Source organism: Streptomyces sp. NPDC050315, from assembly GCF_040655775.1.
Lineage (GTDB): Bacteria > Actinomycetota > Actinomycetes > Streptomycetales > Streptomycetaceae > Streptomyces.
On record NZ_JBFAKN010000003.1, the window covers coordinates 608,944 to 630,651 of the forward strand.

At 70.1% G+C, this 21,708-nt stretch carries 19 protein-coding genes and 1 pseudogene; 18 read left to right on the forward strand and 2 right to left on the reverse strand.

Annotated elements, in window-relative coordinates; translation table 11 throughout:
- Positions 1-80 precede the first annotated feature (80 nt).
- Positions 81-1,169: a helix-turn-helix domain-containing protein gene (locus AB0I82_RS13975; protein ID WP_363257453.1), complete on the reverse strand. Its 1,089-nt coding sequence runs from the start codon at positions 1,167-1,169 to the stop codon at positions 81-83.
- Between the two features lie 409 nt (positions 1,170-1,578).
- Here AB0I82_RS13975 and AB0I82_RS13980 point away from each other — a divergent pair, with 409 nt between their 5' ends.
- The 6 genes from AB0I82_RS13980 (at position 1,579) to AB0I82_RS14005 (ending at position 10,023) form a co-directional block, all read left to right on the forward strand.
- Positions 1,579-2,094, forward strand: coding sequence for a hypothetical protein (locus tag AB0I82_RS13980; RefSeq protein WP_363257454.1), 516 nt, complete (start codon positions 1,579-1,581; stop codon positions 2,092-2,094).
- A gap of 102 nt (positions 2,095-2,196) precedes the next feature.
- Positions 2,197-3,645 carry an SPFH domain-containing protein gene (locus AB0I82_RS13985; protein ID WP_363257455.1) on the forward strand — a complete coding sequence of 483 codons (1,449 nt, stop codon included), beginning with the start codon at positions 2,197-2,199 and terminating at the stop codon, positions 3,643-3,645.
- A 230-nt stretch (positions 3,646-3,875) separates the two neighbouring features.
- Positions 3,876-5,846 (forward strand): NAD-binding protein, encoded by a 1,971-nt coding sequence (locus tag AB0I82_RS13990; protein ID WP_363257735.1) that lies wholly within the window; start codon positions 3,876-3,878, stop codon positions 5,844-5,846.
- A gap of 781 nt (positions 5,847-6,627) precedes the next feature.
- The gene (locus AB0I82_RS13995; RefSeq protein ID WP_363257456.1) at positions 6,628-7,209 is read left to right on the forward strand and encodes a carbonic anhydrase; all 582 of its coding nucleotides are present in this window, start codon (positions 6,628-6,630) and stop codon (positions 7,207-7,209) included.
- Between the two features lie 11 nt (positions 7,210-7,220).
- Positions 7,221-8,678: a SulP family inorganic anion transporter gene (locus tag AB0I82_RS14000; RefSeq protein ID WP_363257457.1), complete on the forward strand. Its 1,458-nt coding sequence runs from the start codon at positions 7,221-7,223 to the stop codon at positions 8,676-8,678.
- Between the two features lie 289 nt (positions 8,679-8,967).
- Positions 8,968-10,023, forward strand: coding sequence for a TerC family protein (locus tag AB0I82_RS14005; protein WP_363257458.1), 1,056 nt, complete (start codon positions 8,968-8,970; stop codon positions 10,021-10,023).
- 361 nt (positions 10,024-10,384) lie between these two features.
- Here the strand turns inward: AB0I82_RS14005 and AB0I82_RS14010 are convergent, their stop codons facing one another.
- Complete coding sequence (locus tag AB0I82_RS14010) at positions 10,385-11,581, reverse strand: ABC transporter substrate-binding protein (RefSeq protein ID WP_363257459.1); 1,197 nt, start codon at positions 11,579-11,581, stop codon at positions 10,385-10,387.
- Positions 11,582-11,968: 387 nt separating this feature from the next.
- Here AB0I82_RS14010 and AB0I82_RS14015 point away from each other — a divergent pair, with 387 nt between their 5' ends.
- The 12 genes and pseudogenes from AB0I82_RS14015 (at position 11,969) to AB0I82_RS14070 (ending at position 21,696) form a co-directional block, all read left to right on the forward strand.
- Entirely contained in the window at positions 11,969-12,121 is a 153-nt protein-coding gene (locus tag AB0I82_RS14015) for a DUF427 domain-containing protein (protein ID WP_363257460.1), read from the forward strand.
- Positions 12,118-12,693, forward strand: coding sequence for an SRPBCC family protein (locus AB0I82_RS14020; protein ID WP_363257461.1), 576 nt, complete (start codon positions 12,118-12,120; stop codon positions 12,691-12,693). Before AB0I82_RS14015 ends, AB0I82_RS14020 begins: the two co-directional genes overlap by 4 nt.
- A 45-nt stretch (positions 12,694-12,738) precedes the next feature.
- A complete protein-coding gene (locus tag AB0I82_RS14025) occupies positions 12,739-13,191 on the forward strand; it encodes a MauE/DoxX family redox-associated membrane protein (RefSeq protein WP_363257462.1) in 453 nt (150 codons plus the stop codon).
- Positions 13,188-14,786, forward strand: a complete 1,599-nt coding sequence (locus AB0I82_RS14030) for a radical SAM protein (RefSeq protein ID WP_363257463.1) — start codon at positions 13,188-13,190, stop codon at positions 14,784-14,786. The genes AB0I82_RS14025 and AB0I82_RS14030 overlap by 4 nt, the downstream gene beginning before the upstream one ends.
- Positions 14,783-15,571: a methyltransferase domain-containing protein gene (locus AB0I82_RS14035; protein ID WP_363257464.1), complete on the forward strand. Its 789-nt coding sequence runs from the start codon at positions 14,783-14,785 to the stop codon at positions 15,569-15,571. The genes AB0I82_RS14030 and AB0I82_RS14035 overlap by 4 nt, the downstream gene beginning before the upstream one ends.
- A 127-nt stretch (positions 15,572-15,698) precedes the next feature.
- The gene (locus tag AB0I82_RS14040; protein WP_363257465.1) at positions 15,699-16,184 is read left to right on the forward strand and encodes a hypothetical protein; all 486 of its coding nucleotides are present in this window, start codon (positions 15,699-15,701) and stop codon (positions 16,182-16,184) included.
- Between the two features lie 197 nt (positions 16,185-16,381).
- Entirely contained in the window at positions 16,382-17,101 is a 720-nt protein-coding gene (locus AB0I82_RS14045) for a Crp/Fnr family transcriptional regulator (RefSeq protein ID WP_363257466.1), read from the forward strand.
- A 233-nt stretch (positions 17,102-17,334) separates the two neighbouring features.
- Positions 17,335-17,949, forward strand: a complete 615-nt coding sequence (locus tag AB0I82_RS14050; protein ID WP_363257467.1) for a hemerythrin domain-containing protein — start codon at positions 17,335-17,337, stop codon at positions 17,947-17,949.
- Positions 17,950-18,039: 90 nt separating this feature from the next.
- Positions 18,040-19,185 (forward strand): CapA family protein, encoded by a 1,146-nt coding sequence (locus tag AB0I82_RS14055; RefSeq protein ID WP_363257468.1) that lies wholly within the window; start codon positions 18,040-18,042, stop codon positions 19,183-19,185.
- Between the two features lie 264 nt (positions 19,186-19,449).
- A pseudogene (locus AB0I82_RS14060) lies at positions 19,450-19,989 on the forward strand (GNAT family N-acetyltransferase); the annotation flags it as partial.
- A gap of 100 nt (positions 19,990-20,089) precedes the next feature.
- Positions 20,090-21,088: an L-threonylcarbamoyladenylate synthase gene (locus AB0I82_RS14065; protein WP_363257469.1), complete on the forward strand. Its 999-nt coding sequence runs from the start codon at positions 20,090-20,092 to the stop codon at positions 21,086-21,088.
- 164 nt (positions 21,089-21,252) lie between these two features.
- A complete protein-coding gene (locus AB0I82_RS14070; RefSeq protein WP_363257470.1) occupies positions 21,253-21,696 on the forward strand; it encodes a hypothetical protein in 444 nt (147 codons plus the stop codon).
- Positions 21,697-21,708: the final 12 nt, after the last annotated feature.

Genomic DNA, 21,708 nt, shown 5'->3' on the forward strand with positions numbered 1-21,708 from the left:
GCCGCCTCCGCGGCACACAGCACGGCTACTGAGACGTTGGCGTGTTCACCTGTCGAGTCGCTGCAGATGCGCCGGGAACCTCACCGAAGGGCCGAGGCGGGGCCGATGTCGTTGGCCGGCCAGCCCAGTAGCCGGGCGCCGATCACGGCGGTCTGGAGGCTGTAGCGGTGTACGGGATCGGCGGGGTCGGCGCCCGTGAGCTGGTGAATGCGGTCCAGCCGGTACGTCAGGGCGCGCACGCTCAGGCTCAGCCGGCGGGCCGCTTCGGCCGCGACGCACCCGGCGTCGAAGTAGGCGCTCAGCGTATCGAGCAGCGGTTCGATTCCGCCACGGGCCGCCTTCAATGGCCCCAGGGCGCTGAGTACCAGGTCGGCCATCGCCTGCCGGTCACGAGCCAGCACCGGATAGACAAGGAGGTCTGCGGCGTACAGGACCGGCGCATCGAACCCCAGGCGATCGGCGAGGTCGAGGGCGTTGAGTGCCTCTTCGTAGGACCGCACCACGCCGCCGGGCCCAGGATGGGCGCGGCCGATTCCGACGCGACCGCCGTCGGTGGCCGCGTGTGCCTGCTTGGAAAAGTACGTCAGGACGTCGTCCTGGTCGCCGGGCGCGATGCAGACCAGGCGGCCGTCCTTCGTGGTGAGGAGGATGTTGCGGGCCCCGAAGCGGCCGATGAGCGCGCGCTCGACGTGCCGGGGCATGGGGTCGGCCTCGTCGTAGGCTTCCGGGCCTTGCGCGACCGCCACGGCGTGCGCGTGCGTGAGCCGCAGCCCGAAGCGTTCGGCGCGCTCGGCTATCCGGCCCAGATCACTGCGCCCGTAGAGCAGGTCGTCGATGAATTCCCGGCGCGCGGCCTCCTCCTGCCGCACGGCGAGCCGCTGTCCTCGCTCGTATCCCTCGGCGAAGGCGTCGATGGCCTGCTCGACCGCCGCCAGCACCCGGTCGGCGTCGGCCGCCGTGGTGGCGGTGGCGGGCCATGCCGCGCGAGTGGCGGCGAGGTGCTCGATGATCAGCGTGCGCAGGGCGAGTCCGGCGTCGGCCGCCCGCTCACCGAGTACGCGACGGTCCTCCATCTCCCGGCGGGTGGGCCGTCGTCCGGTGTCGGAGACCTCGGACAGGAGCCGGGCGTACCCCGCCAGGTAGTCCGTGGAGGTCTCTTCGGTCGTCATGCGCTGCTGCCCCGATGTTCGATGTGCTGTTGACGTGTTCTTAGCGCGTGGGTGGCAGCTTCTCCAAATGTCCGGTGGGCTTTCTGCTTCACCATCTCCTGGCTGCCGGTCAGCCAGATGCGCGCAGTGACTGCCGCAGCACGACACGGCACCTACGCTGGGCTCAGGTGCGCCGGGAAGTCTGGTCGGCAGTCGAATCCGCCTGCTGGCGCTGACCACGGCCCGCTCCTGCGGCATCGAATCCTGAGCCTCCCGGAAATGAAGCCCCGTAGGCAGAACGATGGCTCGGGCGCCCAGCCCGGCATCAGAGATGCGTAAAGATTGCCGGATTACGGCAATGACCCTCCCCCTGACCGCATGGAAACATCGGGCCGGCCAGCAAACATCGGGCACGGGGGAGGTGAAGCCGATGGCCTGGTTTCTCGGTCTCGGCATCGCGGGTGTTGTTCTGCTCGCGCTGTCGCTGGTTCTCGACGGCGTACTGGAGGGCATTTTCGACGGCGTCGGGGCAGTCGACGGGCTCTTCGACGGGCTGCTGTCGCTGCCCGTGATCGCTGGATTCGTCTCGATGCTCGGCTTCGGCGGTGCGATCGTGCTGGGCACCACCGACCTCGGGGCCGGCCCGGCCGCCGCGGCCGGCACCCTCGTCGGCCTCGCCGCCGGCCGGCTGACCTGGCGGGCCTCCCGCGCACTGATGCGTGATCAGTCCGTGGCGACTCCGCGCGGGGACGACCTCGTCGGGACCGCGGGCTCGGTCGTCACCGCCATTCCGGCCGACGGCTACGGCGAGGTACTGCTGCGCCTCGCGGGCCAGCCGGTGAAGCTCGCGGCCCGCTGCGACGTGCCCATCGAACGCGGCGCCGAGATCTGGGTCACGGCCGCGCTGTCGGCGACGTCGGTGGAAGTCCGCGCCGTCGAGCGCTGACCCGTACGGCCACCCGCGCCTTCTCTCCCGTACTCACCAACCGAACACTTACCAACCGAACCGATCTGCCGTCCGTCCTCGGGGGCAGGGGGGAATTTCACCATGAGTCCAGTCCTCACGGCGGTGGCAGGCATCGTCGTCCTCGTCGTACTCCTCGCGCTGGTCGTCATCACGCGCTACAAGGTCGCCGGGCCCAGCGAGGCGTTCATCGTCACCGGGCGGCGCGGCAAGAAGGCCACCGACCCGGAGACCGGCCGGGTGTTCACCGACAACAGCGGCCAGAAGGTCGTGGTCGGCGGCGGCGTCTTCGTCGTGCCGTTCGTCCAGCAGAAGTTCACCCTCGCTCTCTCCAGCCGGCAGATCCCGGTCGCCGTGCGCGGCGCGGTGACCCTGCGCGGCGTGAAGGCCAACCTCGAAGGCGTCGCGATCGTCAAGGTCGGCGGCACCGAGGACTGCATCCGGGCCGCGGCCCAGCGGTTCCTGCAGCAGCAGGACGAGATCGTCGGCTTCACGCAGGAGGTGCTCTCCGGGGCGCTGCGGGCCATCGTGGGCCGGATGTCGGTGGAGGACGTCATCCGGGACCGGGCCGCGTTCGCCGGGCAGGTCGCCGAGGAGGCCGAGGCCAGCCTGTCGGGGCAGGGCCTGGTGCTGGACGCCTTCCAGATCCACGACATCACCACCGAGGGCTCGTACTTGGAGGACCTCGGCCGCCCCGAGGCCGCCCGCGCCAAGCAGGAGGCCGACATCGCCGAGGCGGTGGCCCGGCGCGCGGCCGAGCAGGCCCGGCTGAAGGCCGAGGAGGAAATCGCCGTCGCCCAGCGGACGTTCGCGCTGCGCCAGGCGGAGATCAAGGCCGAGACGGACGAGGCCGCGGCGCGCGCCGACGCGGCCGGGCCGCTCGCCGAGGCCGCGCGCCGCCAGGAGGTCCTCACCGAACAGGAGAAGGTGGCGCAGCGGCAGGCCGCGCTGACCGACCGCGAGCTGGACACCAAGGTGCGCAAGCCCGCCGACGCCGCCCGTTACCAGGCCGAGCAGGAGGCCGAGGCGCGCCGGATCGCCTCGGTCAAGGAGGCGGAGGCGGCCGCCGAGCGTGCCCGGCTGACCGGTGAGGGCGAGAAGGCGCAACGTGCCGCGCTCGCCGACGCGGTACGTCTGGAGGGCGAGGCGGAGGCCGCGGCGATCGCCGCGAAGGGCACGGCGGAGGCCGAGGCGATGCAGAAGAAGGCGGACGCGTTCGCGCAGTACGGGGACGCGGCGGTGCTGCAGATGCTCGTCGAGGTGCTGCCGGACGTGGTCGGCAAGGCGTCCGAGCCGCTGGCCGCCGTGGACAAGATGACCGTGATCTCCACGGACGGCGCCGGCCGGCTCCCGCGGGCGGTCGCCGACAACGTGGCTCAGGGCGTGGAACTGCTCGGCTCCACCACGGGGATCGACCTGCCGGGGCTCCTCCAGGGGATCGCCGGAAAGGCCGGCGGTAAGGGGTCCGCGACAGCGGCCCCGGCGCAGACAGGCGGTAACACGGCCAACGGAACGATCAAGATCACCGAGTAAGCGGATCGCCGCTTCATGCGGCCGGGCTGATCGATCCGCCCGGCCGCGGGGGCGATTCGGCGCCCGCCACCGGGCGTCGAATCGCCCCAGTGCGCCGTTGCGCCTTCAGGGAGTGGTGAGAGGTGAGAGGAGTACGCGGACCCATGTCAGCAGAGCAACTGCGGCCGACTGCCTCGACGGCATCCGGAGCCGTGCCGCCGCGCTCCCGTCCCGCTCCGCTCGGCGGCCACATGATCGTATGCGGGGAGGACGCGCTCGCCCACCGGCTTGCAGCCGAACTCCGGGACGTCTACCGGGAACGCGTCGTTCTCCTCGTACCGTCCGCCGGTGATGCGCGCGGCCCGCGCCCGGCCGAGCCCGTCCGGCGTCTGGGCCTGGCGTCGGCGCTGCTGGGCCGGGTGTCCTCCGCCGTACCGCGTATGCCCGGCCAGCAAGGCGAGCGGCCCAACGCCGATGCCGATGCCGATGCCAACGTCCTGCATGTCCTGCATGCCTCGGAGCCCGACGACGACGCGCTGTCCGAAGCCGGTATCGACAGCGCCAGCGCCCTCGCTCTGGTCTACGACGACGATGAGACCAACGTCCACGCCGCGCTGCGGGCCCGGCGCCTCAACCCCCGGCTGCGGTTGGTCATCCGGCTCTACAACCGCCGCCTCGGCCAGCACCTGGAAGCCTTGCTCGATCAGGCCGCCACCGTCGCCGGTTTCGCCCCCGAAGAGCTGGATGCCTCGACCACCGTGCTCTCCGACGCCGACACCGCCGCCCCCGCGCTGGCAGCCACCGCCGTGGCCGGCACCAGCAAAATCGTTCAGGCCGACGGGCTGCTCCTGCGGGCCGTGGAACGGACCCCGCCCGGCCGCGGCGAGATCGCCCACCCCGGGCTGTGCACCCTGGCCCTGCTCTCCTCCACCACCCACGACCCCTCAGGCATCGAAGGTTCGGACGCCAGCGACGACGGCCCCGTTCTGCTGCCCGACGACGCCACGGTCAACGCCGCCGTCGGCCGCGGCACCATCGCCCTCGAACAGATCGCCCACGCCGGACCGCCTCTGCCGCCCCGGAAACTGAGCGGCATCAGCGCCCCACTGGGTTCCCTCTTCTCCCGGCGCCTGCGCTGGTCGATCACCGGCCTCATCGGCGCCGTCCTCACCCTCGCCCTCGTCTCCTCGCTGACGACCGGTGCGGAACCACTGCACGCCGCCTACCTCTCCCTCCTCGACCTGTTCGCCATCAACGAACCGGCCATCGGTGCCCCTCTCCCGCGCCAGGTGCTCCAGCTCCTCTCCGGGCTCACGGGCCTGCTGCTGCTCCCCGTCCTGGTTGCCGCCGCTCTCGAAGGGCTCGGTACCTTCCGCAACGCCTCCGCCCTCCGCCGCCCGCCCCGCGGCCTCTCCGGCCACGTCGTCCTGCTCGGCCTCGGCAAGGTCGGTACTCGTGTACTGGCCCGGCTCCGCGAGATGGACATCCCGGTCGTGTGCGTGGAAGAGGACCCCGACGCCCGCGGCATCCCGCTCGCCCGCCGGCTCCGCGTACCGACCGTCCTCGGCGACGCCACCGAGGAAGGCGTCCTCGAAGCCGCCAACATCCACCGCGCCCACGCCCTGCTCGCGCTCACCAGCACCGACAGCACCAACTTGGAAGCCGCGCTGTACGCCCGCTCCATCGATCCCCAACTCCGCGTGGCATTACGGCTGTTCGACGACCGTTTCGCCACCGCCGTCTACCGCACCCTGCGCGCCGCGCACCCTCACGCACTGACCCGCAGCCGCAGCGTCTCCTCGCTGGCCGCTCCGGCCTTCGCCGGCGCCATGATGGGCCGTCAAGTACTCGGAGCCATCCCCGTCGAGCGCCGGGTCCTGGTCTTCGCGGCCATCGACGTACGCGGCCACCCCGCGCTGGAAGGCCGCACCGTTGCCGAGACCTTCCGCCCCGGCGCCTGGCGGATCATCGCCCTGGACACCGCCCGCCCCGACGACCGGCTCCCGGACCTCGCCCGCACTCCCCGCGGCGACCACGACCCGCGGCCTCCGGGCCTGGTGTGGGACCTCCACCCCGGCTACGTCCTTCGTCCCCAGGACCGCGTCGTACTCGCCGTCACCCGCCAGGGCCTCGGCGAACTGCTCGGCAGACAGCCACCTCACCGTCATGTCGAAAGCCGTGCGTCCGCCATGGACCTTCCTCGCTCGACCGACCCACCCTGAGCCGCCGAGTACCTCAGCACGTATACGTCTCCGGCCCTGGGATCGCGGGCCTCCAGCCGCTCGGTGTGCCGCTCCCGGCATCGGTGGCGCAGTGGACGCGGCACGGGGCAGGGAGCACCGGATCGTCAAGCTCCCTGACCGCCCTCCGTACACGGTCAGCAGCCGTCGCTCAAGAGAAGGTCCACGCCAAAAAACCGAGGTTTCCAGGCTCCTTTCAGCGCGAAACATTCAGTTAACCCGGCAAGCGACTTTGCCGGGTTAACATCTCTCTTGACTGTTGCTTGACCAGTCGTTGGTGTGCACTAGACGTTGTGAACTATGGGAGGGGCGCATGCACCGAGGCATGACGGCCCGGACCGTGGTTTCGGCCCTCGTCGTCGTCCTGGCTGCTTTCCAGCTCCTCACCCCCACGACGTCCTTCGCCTCTGCACACACGGCCAGTCATGCGATGGCAGCGGCCTACCCCGGGATCAAGCCCTCCGGGAAGGCGTTGCGCGACGGGATCGCCCCTTGTCACGACAGTGGCCGGCCCCGAACTGCAGACACCTCAGAGGTGTGCGAACTCCCGTCGCCGGCGGACCGCACCTCAATCCCACCCGAACCGGTCACCTCCGGTTCTGCGCACCACCGGACACCGAGAGCGTCGAGAGCGCACTCCCCGGCTGCGTTTCAGGTGTCCCACTGCTGATCAGCAGCACAGTCCACTCGCCGTACACATCGGCACACATCTGTCCTGTACACCCGACGCGTCCCAGTACGCGCCAGGAGGAATCACCACACCATGCAACCCCTCATCGACAACGCCCGCGCGTTCGGACAGCGCCCTGAGGAGTTCGCCAAGCTGGCCGAAGGGCAATCCCCCGAGGTCTTGTTCATCACCTGCGCCGACTCGCGGGTCGTACCGGCTCTGATCACTGGCGCGCGGCCCGGCCAGCTCTTCGAGCTGCGCACCGCGGGCAACATCGTCCCGCTGTACGGCTCCGGCACTCCCACCGGCGAGACGGCCACCATCGAGTACGCCGTGGAGGTCCTCGGCGTCCAGCACATCGTGGTCTGCGGTCATTCCCACTGCGGCGCCGTGGGCGCGGTGGTGCGGGGCGACGACCTGAGTCCCGTCCCCGCCGTGCGCGACTGGCTCGCGCACGCCGCGGAGCAGCCCAAGTGCGAGGATCCGGCCGACCCGACGGTCGCCGAGGCCGTGCAGCACCACGTCCTGACGCAGCTGCAGCGACTGCGGTCCTACCCGTGCATCGAGCGTCGACTGGCGGCAGGTCAGCTCGAGCTGCACGGCTGGTACTACGAGGTCCACACCGGTGCCGTGCTCGAACACCGCGCGGACGCCGACGCGTTCAGCGCTCTGTGAGGGCGGCTGGTATGACCAGATTCCCTTATCTGCGGCAGGACTTCGCCGCTTCGCTCGTCGTGTTCCTGGTCGCCCTCCCGCTGTGCGTGGGGGTCGCCGTAGCGTCCGGAGTCCCGGCCGAGCTCGGACTCGTCACCGGCATCGTGGGCGGCCTCATCACCGGTCTGCTGCCGGGCAGCAGCCTGCAGGTGTCCGGTCCGGCCGCCGGTCTGACCGTGCTGGTCTTCGAAGCGGTCAACGAGTTCGGGCTTCCCGCGCTCGGTGTGATCGTGCTGGCCGCCGGGTTGCTGCAGCTCCTCATGGGTGCCTTGAAGCTGGGGCGCTGGTTCCGGGCGATATCGGTCTCGGTCGTCGAGGGCATGCTGGCCGGTATCGGTCTGGTGATCATCGCCGGTCAGCTCTACGCGGCGGCCGGGCTGAAGGCTCCCGCCTCCGGCATCGACAAGATCCTCGGGCTGCCCGGGGCCGCGGTCGACGCGTTCGGCAGCACCGAGGCGCTGGCCTCGCTGGCGGTCGGCGCGGGCACCATCGCGGTGATGGTGGGCTGGAAGAAGCTGCCGAAGAAGGCCCAGACCGTACCGGGCGCGCTCGCCGCGGTGGTCCTGGCGACGGTGGCCACGCTCGCGTTCAGCCTGCCGGTGGCCTCCGTCGAGGTGAACGGCCTGATCGACTCCATCCAGCCGCCCGGCGCCGACGCCTTCGGCGAGCTGGCCGGCCCGGCCCTCATCGGAACGATCCTGGCCTTCACCCTGATCGCCTCCGCCGAGAGCCTGTTCAGCGCGGCCGCGGTGGACCGGCTGCACGACGGTCCGCGCACCCAGTACGACAAGGAGCTCATGGCGCAGGGCGCGGGCAACGCCATCTGCGGTGTGCTCGGCGCACTGCCGATGACCGCGGTCATCGTACGCAGCTCCGCCAACGTGGCAGCGGGCGCCAAGACCAAGGCGTCCCGGGTCCTGCACGGCGTGTGGCTGCTGCTGTTCGCCGCGCTGCTGCCCTCGGTGCTGGCGCTGATACCGCTGCCCGCCCTCGCCGGCATCCTGGTCCACGCGGGCTGGAAGCTGATCCCCCTCCGCAGCATCGCCCCGCTGTGGCGGACGCACCGGGGCGAGGCGCTGATTCTGGCGGTCACGGCCGTGTCGATCGTCGCGGTGAACATGTTCGAGGGCGTACTGATCGGTCTGGCTCTGTCCGTGATCAAGACCGCCTGGGAGACGTCGCACGTCAAGCTGGAGGTCATCGACAAGGGCAGCGGCCCGGTCCAGGCGTACCTGTCGGGCAACGCGACCTTCCTGCGGCTGCCGAAGATCCTCGACAGCCTGGAGCGGCTGCCCCAGGACCGGCCGGTCGAGCTGGACACGTCCGGCCTGCACCACCTCGACCACGCCTGCCGCACGGCCCTGGACGTCTGGGCCGAACGGCACAGCACGGCCGGAACGGAACCCGTCAAGGTCACCGCGCCGGCTTGAAGGCCACCACGCCGCAAGAACCCCAGAAAGGACCCGTAGCCCCGTAGACCCAGACCCGTAGGGTCCGTACGAATCCGCCGCTGTCCGGCCGGATGCCCACCCAGATCCGGGCCTCCGGCCGGACATGCCGTTTATTGTCAGCGCCGCGCCGACAGAGGCCCTCTTACCCGGCACCGATGGTCGGCAACCTGCGCCAAAGGTCATCGCACCCTGCGGGCGACAAGACGCAACCGCTGGGTCAGACTTTTTACTGAGACAGGTCTCGCCCCGCTCGTGTGAGGGGTCTTCCGTGCTCGATGTGCCGTTCTGGCTGTGGGCGGCATTCGCCGTCGTCGTGATCGTGTCGCTGGCCGTGGACCTGCTGGCGCACCGGAAAGCGCATGTCATCGGGTTCAAGGAAGCTGCCGCCTGGAGCGGGGTGTGGGTCGGCCTCGCCATCGTCTTCGGCGGGGTCGTCTTCCTGGTTCTGGGGGCGACGCCCGGCGTGGAGTACACCACCGCGTGGCTGCTGGAGAAGAGCCTGTCGGTCGACAACCTCTTCGTCTTCGCGTTGATCTTCGCCTACTTCAAGGTGCCACGCGCCTACCAGCACCGCGTGCTGTTCTTCGGCGTCATGGGCGCGCTGGTGTTCCGAGGCGTCTTCCTGGCCGCCGGAGTGGCCGTGGTCAGCCGGTTCACCGCGGTGCTGTTCGCCTTCGCGGCCATCCTCTTCTACAGCACCTACAAGATCCTCAAGGAGGAAGAGGACAGCTTCGACCCGGGCCGGAGCATCGCCGTGCGGCTGCTGCGCAAGATCATGCCGGTCCGGGACGAGTACGCCGGGATGAAGTTCTTCGTGCGGGAGGCCGGCAAACGGGTCGCCACCCCGCTGCTCGCGGTCGTCGCCGCGATCGAGGCGGCCGACCTGGTCTTCGCTGTGGACAGCGTGCCCGCCGTCCTCGCGGTCAGCGACGACGCCTTCATCGTCTACACCAGTAACGCCTTCGCCATCCTCGGCCTGCGGGCACTGTACTTCCTGCTCGCCGGGCTGCTGGACCGGTTCCACTACCTCAGCAAGGGCCTGGCGCTGATCCTCTCCTTCATCGGCGTGAAGCTGATCCTCCAGGCATCCCACAAGCTGTTCAGCAGCAACATCCCGGAGATCCCCTCTCCGATCAGCCTGGCGGTCATCGTCGTTGTCCTGGCAGTGTCCGTCGTACTGAGCATCCGGCGACCCCGCGCCACCGCCCCGGAAGGCACTGCCCCGGCCGCACAGGACGAGAACCGCACTGCCCCCGGTGCGGCCGACGAACACCCCCCGGCGCAGCGAGCGCGAGACACGGGTGGCCCCCCGCAGGACAGCTGAGCACGAACGTGGCGACCCCGGTCCGAGCTTTCGACACTTCCCATCCGCGCAAACTTTCTCCCATGTTTTCGCAAAGTGTCTTATTCTGGATGCATGCGCAGAGACGAGCGTGCGACGACTTCGCAGGCCGGACATATCTGCCCCGCCTGCAACCACCCTGTGCCCATGGAGATCACGCGGCACAAGTCGATGGGGATCTTCGTTCCCGTGTGGAGGCCGGGCACCTGCCACAATCCGAGCTGCCCGAAGCACATGCAAGGGGAACAGAACCCAGAGGGCAGCGGGGCGAAGCGGTAACGCCGCCCAAGACCGGTCCGGCAGCACTGCCTCACTCACGGAGGGGAGGCGCGCTGTTCCGGTGTCAGTACGCCGGGGTGAGGTCGGCTTCCAGGGGGATCTCGGGGCATCGGGAGTTGGCCACCACGGCGAGTTCGTGCCGGTGGTGACGGCTCGGTTTCCATTGCCCGCCGACCAGTGGCACCAGCGCGACGTTGGGCGTGGGGCCGGTGGTCCAGTCCAGCAGTCCGGCCATGGTGGGCAGGCGGGTGCGGCCCACCGAGTCGGCGACCGCCTGGCGGTCGGTGGGGTCCTCGGCGGTCGCCAGGGCGTGGACGGCCACTTCCAGCAGGGCGTGGGCGGGGCCCAGCGGCTGGAGCCACGGGTTGCCGGTGCGCTGTTCGTAGTCGTCGGCCAGCTGGGCGGCGGTGGTGTTGTCCAGGGAAGACCGGTACGGGTGGCGGGGTGACCAGTACACGAGGGTGGCCACGCCCGCTCGGTCCAGTTCGGTGACCGTGGCGCCGCGTGGGTAGGCCAGCCAGCGGGAGCAGGTGATCAGTCGCGGACGCAGGGTGCGCTCGCGTGCCTGGCGGTGGAAGAGCGCCAGGTCCTCGGCAGTGGCCGCACTGGTGACGATGTCGGCTCCGTACTCACGGAAGAAGTCGAGGGACGTTGTGAAGTCCCCCGCCGGCTCCTGGTAGCCGCCCGGGTCGACCAAGTGGTGGCCGCGGGCGGCTGCCACCGGTACGAAGCCGTGCTCCTGGTGGCGCAGCAGCCCGCCCTGCAGGTCGTCGTTCCACAGGCAGCCGACCGTGTGCCGCGTACCCAGTTGCTCCCACATCTCGGCGAAGACGGCAGCGATGTCGTCCAGCCCCCAGGCGAAGTGATAGGTCCAGGCGAACGGCCGCCGCGGGTCGCCGCCGCGGCCGTGGACGAACGCCTGCCAGGGGAAGGTGGTGGTCACACATGCCACCCCGGCTTCCTCACAGGCATCGGCCACCGCCGGCAGCACTTTTGTGCCCGCCATGGTCACGACCAGCTGGACCCGCTCCTGATCGACCAGTTCCGCCACCGCCCGCCGCGCCGCCGCGGGCTGGGAAAGGCTGTCCCGCACGGCGAGACGGACCGGCCGCCGACCCGCGCCTCGCGCCGGTACCGACAGGCGCGGGGCCAGCCGTTCGAGTACGAAGGACAGCGGATCACCCAGCTTGGCCAGCCGCCCCGTCCGCGGCACCACCGCACCGATGCACAGGCCGTCCGTACCACCTCGCGCCCGTCTCACCACCGTCAGACCTTTCGCTTTCGCCGGAAAAGGAAGACGCCCGCGAGCCTTCCGGACCGCCTGCCTCCCCAACCGCCGACACTCCGCACCGGACAGCCGAACCGGACCTCCGGGCACACGCTTTCCCCCAGGTGGCCCCAACCGCGTACCTGACGACGTCCGGTCGATGCCCGGGACGGCGGCCGCGATCCGCTCGCGTAACCGGAGACGACGGCACGGATCTGATTCATGGCGGACCTCCTTCCACTACTGGCTCTCCGTCTGCGACATCTGCCGCATCCTCACGAAGGGGTGAACCGTGAGCGCCGTTATGGAACCGCCGTACCGGCCGCGCATAGCGTCATCGGAGCCGGGGAACCGTCCCGGCCCGTGTGGAGGAGCGAGACCATGCTGCGGGCTGTACGGAATGGCACGGTGATCGCGGAGACCCCGCGCACCGTGGTCGTGGAGGGCAATCACTACTTCCCGCCCGAGGCGTTGCATCGCCAGTACAACGTCACGGGGATCACGGTCGAGGGCGAGCCGGAGCCCGCCCCGTGACGGGCCACCGTTTCGCGCGTCTCGCGGCCTGGGCGGCCGGGGCGGCGGCGGTCGGCGTCGGTGGCTGGGCCGGGCTGGTCTCAGGTGCGCTGCCCGCCGATCTGGGAGTGGGGCGGCGCACGCGGAGACTCGGGCCCCGGACGGTGGACATCGCCGCGCCCCGGGGCGTGGTCTTCGACCTGATCGCCCAGCCCTATCTGGGGCGCACCACGAGGGCGATGCGGGAGAAGGTGAAGGTCTTGGAGCGGGGCAGCGACATGGTGCTCGCCGCCCACTACACGCCGCTGGGCGACCGGTGGACGGCCGTCACGGTGGAAACGGTGCGGTTCACCCGGCCCGAGCGAGTCGACTTCCGCCTGGTGCGCGGCCCCGTGCCGTACGTTGTCGAGTCCTTCACCCTCACCGCGCAGGACGCGGGGACACGGCTGGTGTACGAGGGGGTGCTGGGCACCGACCTGTGGCGCGCCGGGCAGTGGTGGGGACAGAAGGTGGCCGGGCGGTGGGAGGAGACGGTCGCGGCCTCGCTCGCCTCGGTGCAGCAGGAAGCCGAACGGCGCGCGGCCCGCCGGTGAGCGCGCTTACGGTTCCCGCCTCGCGCCACGGCCTACGTTCGGATCATGGTGCTGAGGATCGTGCTGGGCACGGTGTACACAGCGATGGCGATCGGCCAGCTCGCCTCCTTCGGACGCATGCCCGCCATCTTGTCCACGTACGAGCTGGTGGCGGGCGGTGCGGCGACAGTACTGGCCGTGGCGCTGATCGTCGGCGAGCTGGTGTGCGGCCTGTGGTTCTTGGCGCGCCCGCGGTCGAAGGCGCCGGCGCCGGTATGGGTGTACACAGGCGTGTCGGTGGTGTGGTCTCTGCTGGCCGCGCAGGCGTACGCACGCGGGCTGACGGTGGCCAACTGCGGCTGCTTCGGCACCTACCTCACGCAGCGGCTCGGCTGGTTCGTGCTGGTCCAGGACGCGTTGGTGCTGCTCTACGCCGGAGTGCTGATCCGCAGCGCCCGCACGGGGCCAACGGGGCCAACGGGGCCAACGGGGCCAAACCGTAAAGGAGTTCAGCAATGACCCAGGCACCAGCACCCAGGCGCAAGGCAGACCGCGAAGAGGTGTTCGTGGAGTTCACCAAATCCATCTGTCCGCTGTGCAAGACCCCGGTCGACGCCCAGGTCAACATCCGGGACGGCAAGGTCTATCTGCGGAAACGCTGCCGCGAGCACGGTGCGTTCGAGGCATTGGTGTACGGGGACGCCGAGGAGTACCTGTCCTCGGCCCGCTTCAACAAGCCCGGCACGATCCCGCTCACCTTCCAGACGGAGGTGCGGGACGGCTGCCCGAGCGACTGCGGGCTGTGCCCGGAGCACAAACAGCACGCCTGCCTGGGCATCATCGAGGTCAACACCGGCTGCAATCTGGACTGCCCGATCTGCTTCGCCGACTCCGGCCACCAGCCGGACGGCTACTCGATCACGCACGAGCAGTGCACGCGGATGCTCGACACCTTCGTGGAGTCCGAGGGCGAGGCGGAGGTGGTGATGTTCTCCGGCGGCGAGCCCACCCTCCACAAGCACATCCTCGACTTCATCGACCTGGCCCAGGCCCGACCGATCAAGAACGTCAACCTGAACACCAACGGCATCCGGCTGGCCACCGACAACAACTTCGTCGCCGAGCTCGGCAAGCGCAACCAGGCACCCGGCCGCTCGGTCAACATCTACCTTCAGTTCGACGGCTTCGACCAGCGCACCCACCTGGAGATCCGCGGCCGTGACCTGCGCGCCCTCAAGCAGCGGGCGCTGGACAACTGCGCGGCGGCCAGGCTGACCGTCACCCTGGTCGCCGCCGTCGAGCGCGGCCTGAACGAGCACGAGCTCGGTGAGATCATCGAGTTCGGTGTCGACCACCCCGCCGTCCGCTCGGTGGCGTTCCAGCCGGTCACCCACTCCGGCCGGCACGTGGAGTTCGACCCGCTGCAGCGGCTCACCAACCCTGACGTCATTCGGCTGATCAACGAGCAGCTGCCGGGCTGGTTCCAAAAGGGCGACTTCTTCCCCGTACCGTGCTGCTTTCCCACCTGCCGGTCCATCACATACTTGCTGGTGGACGGCGAACCGGGGAACCGCACCGTGGTTCCCCTCCCCCGGCTGCTGAACGTCGAGGACTACCTCGACTACGTCACCAACCGCGTCATGCCCGCCGCAGGCATCCGCGAGGCGCTGGAGAAACTCTGGTCCGCCTCCGCATTCATGGGCACCACCACGACCGAGGAACAGCTCCGAGCAACTGCTACCGCGCTGGACTGCGCTGGGGGTACCTCCCACGCTTTCGGCAGTGGGGGAACCTGCGGCATCGACCTGCCCGAGGCCGTCAAGCAGCTCAACGACAAGGCATTCATGGTCGTCGTACAGGACTTCCAGGACCCCTACACCCTCAACGTCAAGCAGCTGATGAAGTGCTGCGTCGAGGAGATCACCCCGGACGGACGGCTCATCCCGTTCTGCGCCTACAACTCCGTCGGCTACCGCGAACAGGTCCGCGCGCAGATGTCCGGGGTGCCCATCGCCCCGGTCGTCCCGAACGCGCTGCCCCTCACCGACCGGCTGACGACCACCCCGTACGGCTCGAAGACCACCCGCACGGGAGCAGAGGAGCGCCGGCCATGAACCACGAGGAGCTCAAAGCCTGCTGCGCCGACGCCTATTCCAACGACATCGTCGCGATGCTGCTCGGGGACTCCTACCACCCCGGTGGCACCGCCCTCACGCGCCGTCTCGCCGACCGTCTCGCTCTCGCCCCCGGTATGCGGGTACTGGACGTGGCCTCGGGCCGCGGCACCACCGCACTCCTCCTCGCCGACGCCTACCGGGTGAGGGTGGACGGTATCGACTACGCACCTGCCCACACCGCCCTCGCTCAGGGAGCCGCCGAGGCCGCCGGGCTGGCCGACCAGGCCGTCTTCGTCACCGGCGACGCGGAACAACTGCCCTACGAGGACGGCACGTTCGACGCCGTGGTGTGCGAGTGCGCGCTGTGCACCTTCCCCGACAAGGAACGCGCCGTCGTCGAGTTCGCCCGTGTCCTGAAACCCGGCGGCCGGGTCGGCATCACCGACGTGACCGCCGACACCGAGCGTCTACCGCCCGCGTTGCACGGACTGACCGCCCGCATCGCCTGCGTGGCCGACGCCCGCCCACTGGAGGCGTACGTCGACATCCTGTCCACGGCCGGCCTGCGCCCCCTCACCACCGAGCGCCACGACGAAGCGATGACCCGCATGATCGACCAGATCCACGCCCGGCTGAACCTGCTGCGCATCACCGCCCCGACCCGCCTCGCCGACGCCGGCGTGGACCTGGACGCGGCCCCGGCCGTACTGGACGCGGCCCGCACCGCCGTCACGGAAGGTGTACTGGGCTACGCCCTGCTGACCGCGGTGAAGGCACCCTGACAGCCGGCCCGGCGATCCACCCCACTGCCTACCGCCGGGTACGTAAGCGCCCTCACATACCCGCGCACGCCCTCCTCCTAGCGTCAAGGACAAGAGCGGAAGGTCACGCACAAGGAGGACGATCACCATGACCACCACCGTGCAGACACCCCCAAGAACCGCCGTGATCCCGGTCCATGCGAGTTGGGGCGCCGCGGCCGGCCTCGTCGGAGGCATCGGGATGGGCATCTGGATGTCGGTCTCCCGGCCGATGATGGACACCGCCATGATCACCATGGTCGCCGGGCTCCTCGGCTCCACCAACGCCGTCGCGGGCTGGCTGATTCACCTCGCGATCGCGCTCTTCGCCGGCATCACCTTCGGCGCGCTGCTCGGCCAGTACGCCCGGCGCATCGCTCCCGCCGTCGTCCTCGGACTTGTCTACGGCGCGGTGTGGTGGGTCCTCGGCGCGCTGTGGATCATGCCCGCCAACATGGGCATGCCCGTCTTCGAGTGGAACGACGTCACCGCCTCCAGCCTCGGCGCCCACCTCGTGTTCGGGCTGCTCGCCGGAGCGACGTTCGCCTGCATCGCCCAGGCGACGGGCAAACACACCGGCCCGGCCCGCGGATGAGCCCCGTACCGCCCGCGTCAACGCCCGACCCCGATACCCCGCCACCGGGGACAGCACCGCGTCGAACAGGCACCGACCGCGGTGCGGTGCCCTACTGTCTGGACTGTCTGGCGAACAGCGCCGAGGCCCTGGCCGACCCGGCGTGGGGCGCCGCGCCCCCGCCGTGGGCACCGGGACGACGCGAGGAGACACACACCATGACCGAAGCGCCAGCGGGCGAGGACGCCGCCGAGCGGGCCTGGTGCCTGGCCGAGGTCGACATCTTCTGCGATCTTTCCGCGCAGGAGATGGCCGCCATCGCGGAAGCCGCGCCGATGAAGTCGTACAACGCGGGAGAGATCCTCTACTCGCCCACCCAGCCGTCCGAGGTGTTGTTCATCCTCAAGAAGGGCCGGGTGCGCATCTTCCGGGTCTCCGCCGACGGCCGGGCGCTGACCACCGCGATCATCTCCCCGGGCACCATCTTCGGCGAGATGGTGCTCCTGGGACAGCATATGTACGACAACTACGCCGAAGCTCTCGATGACACCGTCGTGTGCGTGATGAGCCGCGCGGACGTGGGCAGGCTGCTGCTGACCGACGCCCGCATCGCCGCCCGTATCACCGCCATCCTCGGCCGTCGCCTGTCCGACCTCGAACAGCGCCTGTCCGACAGCGTCTTCAAGACCGTCGCCCAGCGCGTCGCGACCACCCTCACCACCCTGACCACAGCCCAACCCCCGGCAAGCCCGCTCCGGCCGGTCGGACGCCACCCGCAGATCGCGCTCACCCACGAACAGCTCGCCGCCCTCGCCGGCACCTCCCGAGAGACCTGCACCAAGGTGCTGCACGACTACGCCGACCACGGCCTGCTGCGCCTCGCCCGAGGCCGCATCACCGTCCTCGACCCCGAGCGGCTCAAGGAAGCCGCGGGCTGACATCACTACGCGGCAAGACCACCCGAGTGCGCGCTGGTGCGCATAAAGTTCGGGCAGAAGGCCGCCGCGCTGCCGCGCATGATGGGCTTGTTGCTGCGGGCCCGATGGACCGCGAACCGCCGGGCGCAGATCGGCAGGGAGCCGCGGCCCACACGCTTCGACAGCATCATCCCGCCCTCGCCGAGAGCGGTGAGAGGCCGGTGCTTGAGCACACTCGGGAGGGAAGCACCGATATGGCAGACGCCGCAGACCCCGCAGACGTCGTGACGGCACTGACCGAACAGCACCAAGAGCTTGAGCGGGCGCTCGCCGAGGTGCTGGAGCTGCCGGCCGGCGATCCCCGCCGCAGGAGCCGCCTCAAGGAGACTGCCGTCACCTTGGCGTGCCATGCAGCAGCGGCGGAGCGGCACGTGCACCGCGCCGTTCACCGCTATGTGCCCGACGATGCCGACCGGTTCGTGCGGCAGGAGATCACGGACCTTCTGCGCGCCGAGGAGACGATGAAGGACCTGGAGTTCACCGACACCGACAGCGGCGAGTTCGATCCTCTCGTCCGGCGGCTGCTCACCAGGATCCGCCGCCACGGCGACGCCGAGGAGGCAGACCTTTTCCCCCGACTGCGCAGGGCTGCTTCCCCCGAGGTGCTGGCTGGCCTCGCGGACGCGGTTCACCAGGTCGAGGCCCAGGCCGCGGTTCTGCGGGACGAGGTCAGGGCCTCTCGGCGCCGGGATGTGCTCGACAGGGTCCTGACCGCCCTGGCCGAGCAGGACGCCCCTATGGGGGCGTACCGGCAAGCCGAGCAGTTCGACCGGTTCCTCACGGGAGACGCGGAGTGGTCGGGGATGTGAGCGTCAAGGCAGGTGGCATCGGTCGCGGCTGCCACAAGGAGGGGCCGACTCGGCCTGCCCCGCGCCTGCGTACCGGCCTACGGTGGAAACATGGGCACCAGAGGAACCGGCCTGGTGACGCTGTTTCTGAGCGGCGACGTCATGCTCGGCCGTGGGGTCGACCAGGTCCTCGCGCACCCGGGCGATCCGGAGCTGCGGGAGGACTGGGTGCGGGACGCGCGGGCCTACGTGGAGCTGGCCGAGGCGGCGAGTGGCCCGATTCCCGCGCCGGTTCCTCCGGCGTGGCCGTGGGGGGCTGCCCTACGGGTGCTGGAGGAGGCCGCCCCGGACGTCCGGATCGTGAATCTGGAGACGGCGATCACCGGCGACGGGGAGTTCGCGCACGGCAAGGCGGTCCACTACCGGATGCACCCCGCCAACCTGCCCGCCCTCACGGTGGCCCGGCCCGACGTCTGCGTGCTGGCCAACAATCACGTGCTGGATTTCGGTCGCCCCGGTCTGGTGGAGACGCTCGACGTGTTGGCCGGGGCGGGACTGCGGGCGGCCGGTGCCGGGCGGGACGCCGGGGCGGCGTACGCGCCCGCCGTACTCCCGGTGGGGCAGGCCGCTCGTGTGCTGGTGTTCGGCATCGGAATGTCATCCAGCGGCATTCCGCCGAGCTGGGCGGCGACCGCGGAGCAGGCCGGAGTCGCCTACGTTCCCGAGCCGACGAGCATGGCGGCCGATGCCCTGGTCAGACGCGTACAGCAGGCGAAAGGACCGGGCGATATCGCAGTCGTGTCCGTGCACTGGGGCTCCAACTGGGGTTACCGCGTACCCCGGGACCAGGTTGCTTTCGCGCACGCCCTGATTGATGGCGGTGTCGATGTCGTCCACGGCCACTCCTCGCACCACCCCCGCCCCCTGGAGGTGTACCGCGACCGGCTGATCCTTTACGGCTGCGGGGACTTCATCGACGACTACGAGGGCATCCGCGGCTACGCGGAGTACCGTGACGACCTCCGCCTCGCCTACCTCGTCTCGGTGGCGGCCGACACGGGCCTGCTGGCCTCGCTGCGCATGGTTCCGTTGCAGGTCCGGCAGATGCGGCTGGAACCCGCGCCGGAGAGCGACCGCGCCTGGCTGCGGACGACACTCGCGCGCATCAGCAAAGGCCTGGGCGTGGCGTTGGAACCCGACGGCACACTGGCCCTGGCCCACCGTACGGAGACACCGGGCAGCACCGGCCGCGGCTGACGCCCCTCTGGACGGGCGGTGCAGCGGTTGGCACCCACCGACCTGCTGCGGTGGCCCCACGCGAGGCACACCAGGCGGAAACCATCTCGCCTCCCCTGTCGCGGAGCGGCACGCCGGACGACGCCGCCGAGCCGGTACCGCTGCGCGAAGGGCCCGACCTGCGCGAAGGGACCGACGCTTCGTCCGGCGCCTTCGTGCTGGGGCGTGTATCGAAAGTGCCTGGTGAGGATGGTGGAGAGCCCGCTTGTGATCCAGAATGCTTGGATGGTCACGCTTGAGACTCCCCGTTTGATCCTGCGTCGCTGGCGCGAGGAAGACGTTGCGCCCATGGCTGCCATCAACGCCGACCCCGAGGTCATGCGGTGGATCCGTGACGGCAGCGTCCGTGACGAACAGCAGACTCGCGGCGGGATCCAGGCGTGGGAGAGCGAGTGGGAGTCACAGGGCTTCGGCCTGTTCGCCGCGGAGATCCGTTCCACTGGTGAGCTGGCCGGGTTCACCGGCCTTTCGGTGCCCCGCTTCTTGCCGGAGATACTGCCGGCGGTTGAGGTCGGCTGGCGGCTGGGACTTTCCCACTGGGGACAGGGCTTGGCCACCGAGGCCGCTGCGGCCGTTGTGCGGTTCGGGTTCGAAAAGCGAGGGCTGGAGCGGATCGTCAGCATCACTCAGGTGGGCAACGCCGCCTCTGAACGGATCATGACCAAACTGGGGATGCATCCGGTCCGTGAGACCGTGAATCCCATCGGCGGTCGGCGAGTCCGGGTGTTCGAGTTGTCGTCGGACCAGTACGTCACAACCACTCGTGCTTTCGTGCACCTGGGCTCACTCGGTGCCGTCGGCCTAGGCCCATGCGCCCACGAGACCGCGGAATGTGGAGAGCGGGATCAGTGAGAGGATTGCGAGGGTGACGGCAAGAACCAGTGACATCGAAAAGGCAGCCGGTGTGCTGCGCGCCGGGGGCCTGGTGGCCCTCCCCACCGAGACCGTCTACGGTCTGGGCGCCAACGCCGAGGATCCCGCCGCGGTCGCGCGCATTTTCCAGGTCAAGGGGCGCCCGCCCTCCCATCCGCTGATCGTTCACATCGGCGGTGCGGAGCAGCTGGCCGACTGGGTCGAGGACGTGCCCGCGACGGCGCGCGTGTTGGCCGAACGCTTCTGGCCGGGGCCCCTGACGCTGGTCCTGCGGCGCGGCCGCCGGGTGCCCCTCGAAGCGACGGGTGGCCTGGAGACGGTGGCCGTGCGCGTGCCCGACCACCCCGTCGCCCTCGCGCTGCTGTCAGCCTTCGGCGGCGGTGTCACGGCCCCGTCCGCCAACCGCTTCGGTTCGGTCAGCCCCACCACGGCGGACCACGTCCGTGCCGAGCTCGGCGATGCCGTCGACTTCGTGCTGGACGGCGGGCCCTGCGAGGTCGGCGTCGAGTCGACCATCGTCGATGTCACGGGCGAGACCCCGAGCGTCCTTCGGCCCGGCGGGGTGTCGCGCGAGGACCTCGAAGCGGTGCTGGGCTACCCGCTTGCGGTCCCTGCGACGAGCCCCGTCCGGGTGCCGGGCCAGCATCCGTCCCACTACGCGCCGCGGGCGCGGGTCGTCCTCGTCGAGCCCGAGAAGGTCGTCGCCGAAGCGGAGCTCGCACAGGAGCGGGGGTACCAGGTCGGCGTCTTTCTCCCTGCCTCCTTCGCCGACGCTCCGGTGAAGGCGCACGCCGTGGTGACGGTCCCCGGGTCGATGGCCGCCTACGCGCGCGGACTGTACGGGTTCCTGCGCGAACTCGACCAGCAAGGGTGCGACCTCATCATCGCGTCCCTGCCGGTGGAGGAGGGGCTGGGATTGGCGATCGCCAACCGGCTCCGCCGCGCCGCCGGCCCCCGGCCCTCCGCCACCGGCAACACCCCTCAACACTGATCACGGTTCCCACCCACCCGCGGCACCCCTCGCAGGCCGCGGTAAAGGCCGGGCTGCCGGGCGGATCGACCGCCGATCACTCCAATGGATCACCTGAGGTCGCCGGAAACCGGCCGTGGACACAGGCTCGGAGGTCCATGACGAAGCCCAGGAGAGGGGCGGCCATGAGCAACATGCCCGGCCACGCAGACACTGCGGGTGGCACCCATCACGAAAAGGAGCGGCAAGGAAGCGCATGGGCTTCAGGCGGGCGCCTGTTCGCCGGTGTCCTCATGGTGCTGAATGGTCTGCTCGGTGTCGTGCAGGGCATTGCGGGGATTGCCGAGGACGACGTGTACGGACGGCTGGGTGACTACTTCTTCAAGTTCAACATCAGCGCGTGGGGCTGGATCCTCTTGATTCTGGGGATCCTCGTGGCGGTCACCGGCTGGGGAGTTCTCCAGAACGCGCTGTGGGCGCGGGCCACCGCCGTGGCCATGGCGGCGGTCTCCGTGCTCGCGAACTTCATCTGGCTGCCGTACCAGCCGATCTGGGGCATCGTGTCGATCGCGATCGGGGTCTTCGTCATCTGGTCCCTGTGCACCGACCGCTCGGCACAGGCGCTCTAGCGGCGCGAGGCC

Excerpts from the sequence above, each read along its gene's own strand:
- AB0I82_RS13975 (WP_363257453.1), bottom strand. The coding sequence starts at position 1,169 with ATGACGACCGAAGAGACCTCCACGGACTACCTGGCGGGGTACGCCCGG.
- AB0I82_RS13980 (WP_363257454.1), top strand. The coding sequence starts at position 1,579 with ATGGCCTGGTTTCTCGGTCTCGGCATCGCGGGTGTTGTTCTGCTCGCG.
- AB0I82_RS13985 (WP_363257455.1), top strand. The coding sequence starts at position 2,197 with ATGAGTCCAGTCCTCACGGCGGTGGCAGGCATCGTCGTCCTCGTCGTA.
- AB0I82_RS13990 (WP_363257735.1), top strand. The coding sequence starts at position 3,876 with ATGATCGTATGCGGGGAGGACGCGCTCGCCCACCGGCTTGCAGCCGAA.
- AB0I82_RS13995 (WP_363257456.1), top strand. The coding sequence starts at position 6,628 with ATGCAACCCCTCATCGACAACGCCCGCGCGTTCGGACAGCGCCCTGAG.
- AB0I82_RS14000 (WP_363257457.1), top strand. The coding sequence starts at position 7,221 with ATGACCAGATTCCCTTATCTGCGGCAGGACTTCGCCGCTTCGCTCGTC.
- AB0I82_RS14015 (WP_363257460.1), top strand. The coding sequence starts at position 11,969 with ATGCTGCGGGCTGTACGGAATGGCACGGTGATCGCGGAGACCCCGCGC.
- AB0I82_RS14025 (WP_363257462.1), top strand. The coding sequence starts at position 12,739 with ATGGTGCTGAGGATCGTGCTGGGCACGGTGTACACAGCGATGGCGATC.
- AB0I82_RS14030 (WP_363257463.1), top strand. The coding sequence starts at position 13,188 with ATGACCCAGGCACCAGCACCCAGGCGCAAGGCAGACCGCGAAGAGGTG.
- AB0I82_RS14035 (WP_363257464.1), top strand. The coding sequence starts at position 14,783 with ATGAACCACGAGGAGCTCAAAGCCTGCTGCGCCGACGCCTATTCCAAC.
- AB0I82_RS14040 (WP_363257465.1), top strand. The coding sequence starts at position 15,699 with ATGACCACCACCGTGCAGACACCCCCAAGAACCGCCGTGATCCCGGTC.
- AB0I82_RS14045 (WP_363257466.1), top strand. The coding sequence starts at position 16,382 with ATGACCGAAGCGCCAGCGGGCGAGGACGCCGCCGAGCGGGCCTGGTGC.
- AB0I82_RS14050 (WP_363257467.1), top strand. The coding sequence starts at position 17,335 with ATGGCAGACGCCGCAGACCCCGCAGACGTCGTGACGGCACTGACCGAA.
- AB0I82_RS14055 (WP_363257468.1), top strand. The coding sequence starts at position 18,040 with ATGGGCACCAGAGGAACCGGCCTGGTGACGCTGTTTCTGAGCGGCGAC.
- AB0I82_RS14070 (WP_363257470.1), top strand. The coding sequence starts at position 21,253 with ATGAGCAACATGCCCGGCCACGCAGACACTGCGGGTGGCACCCATCAC.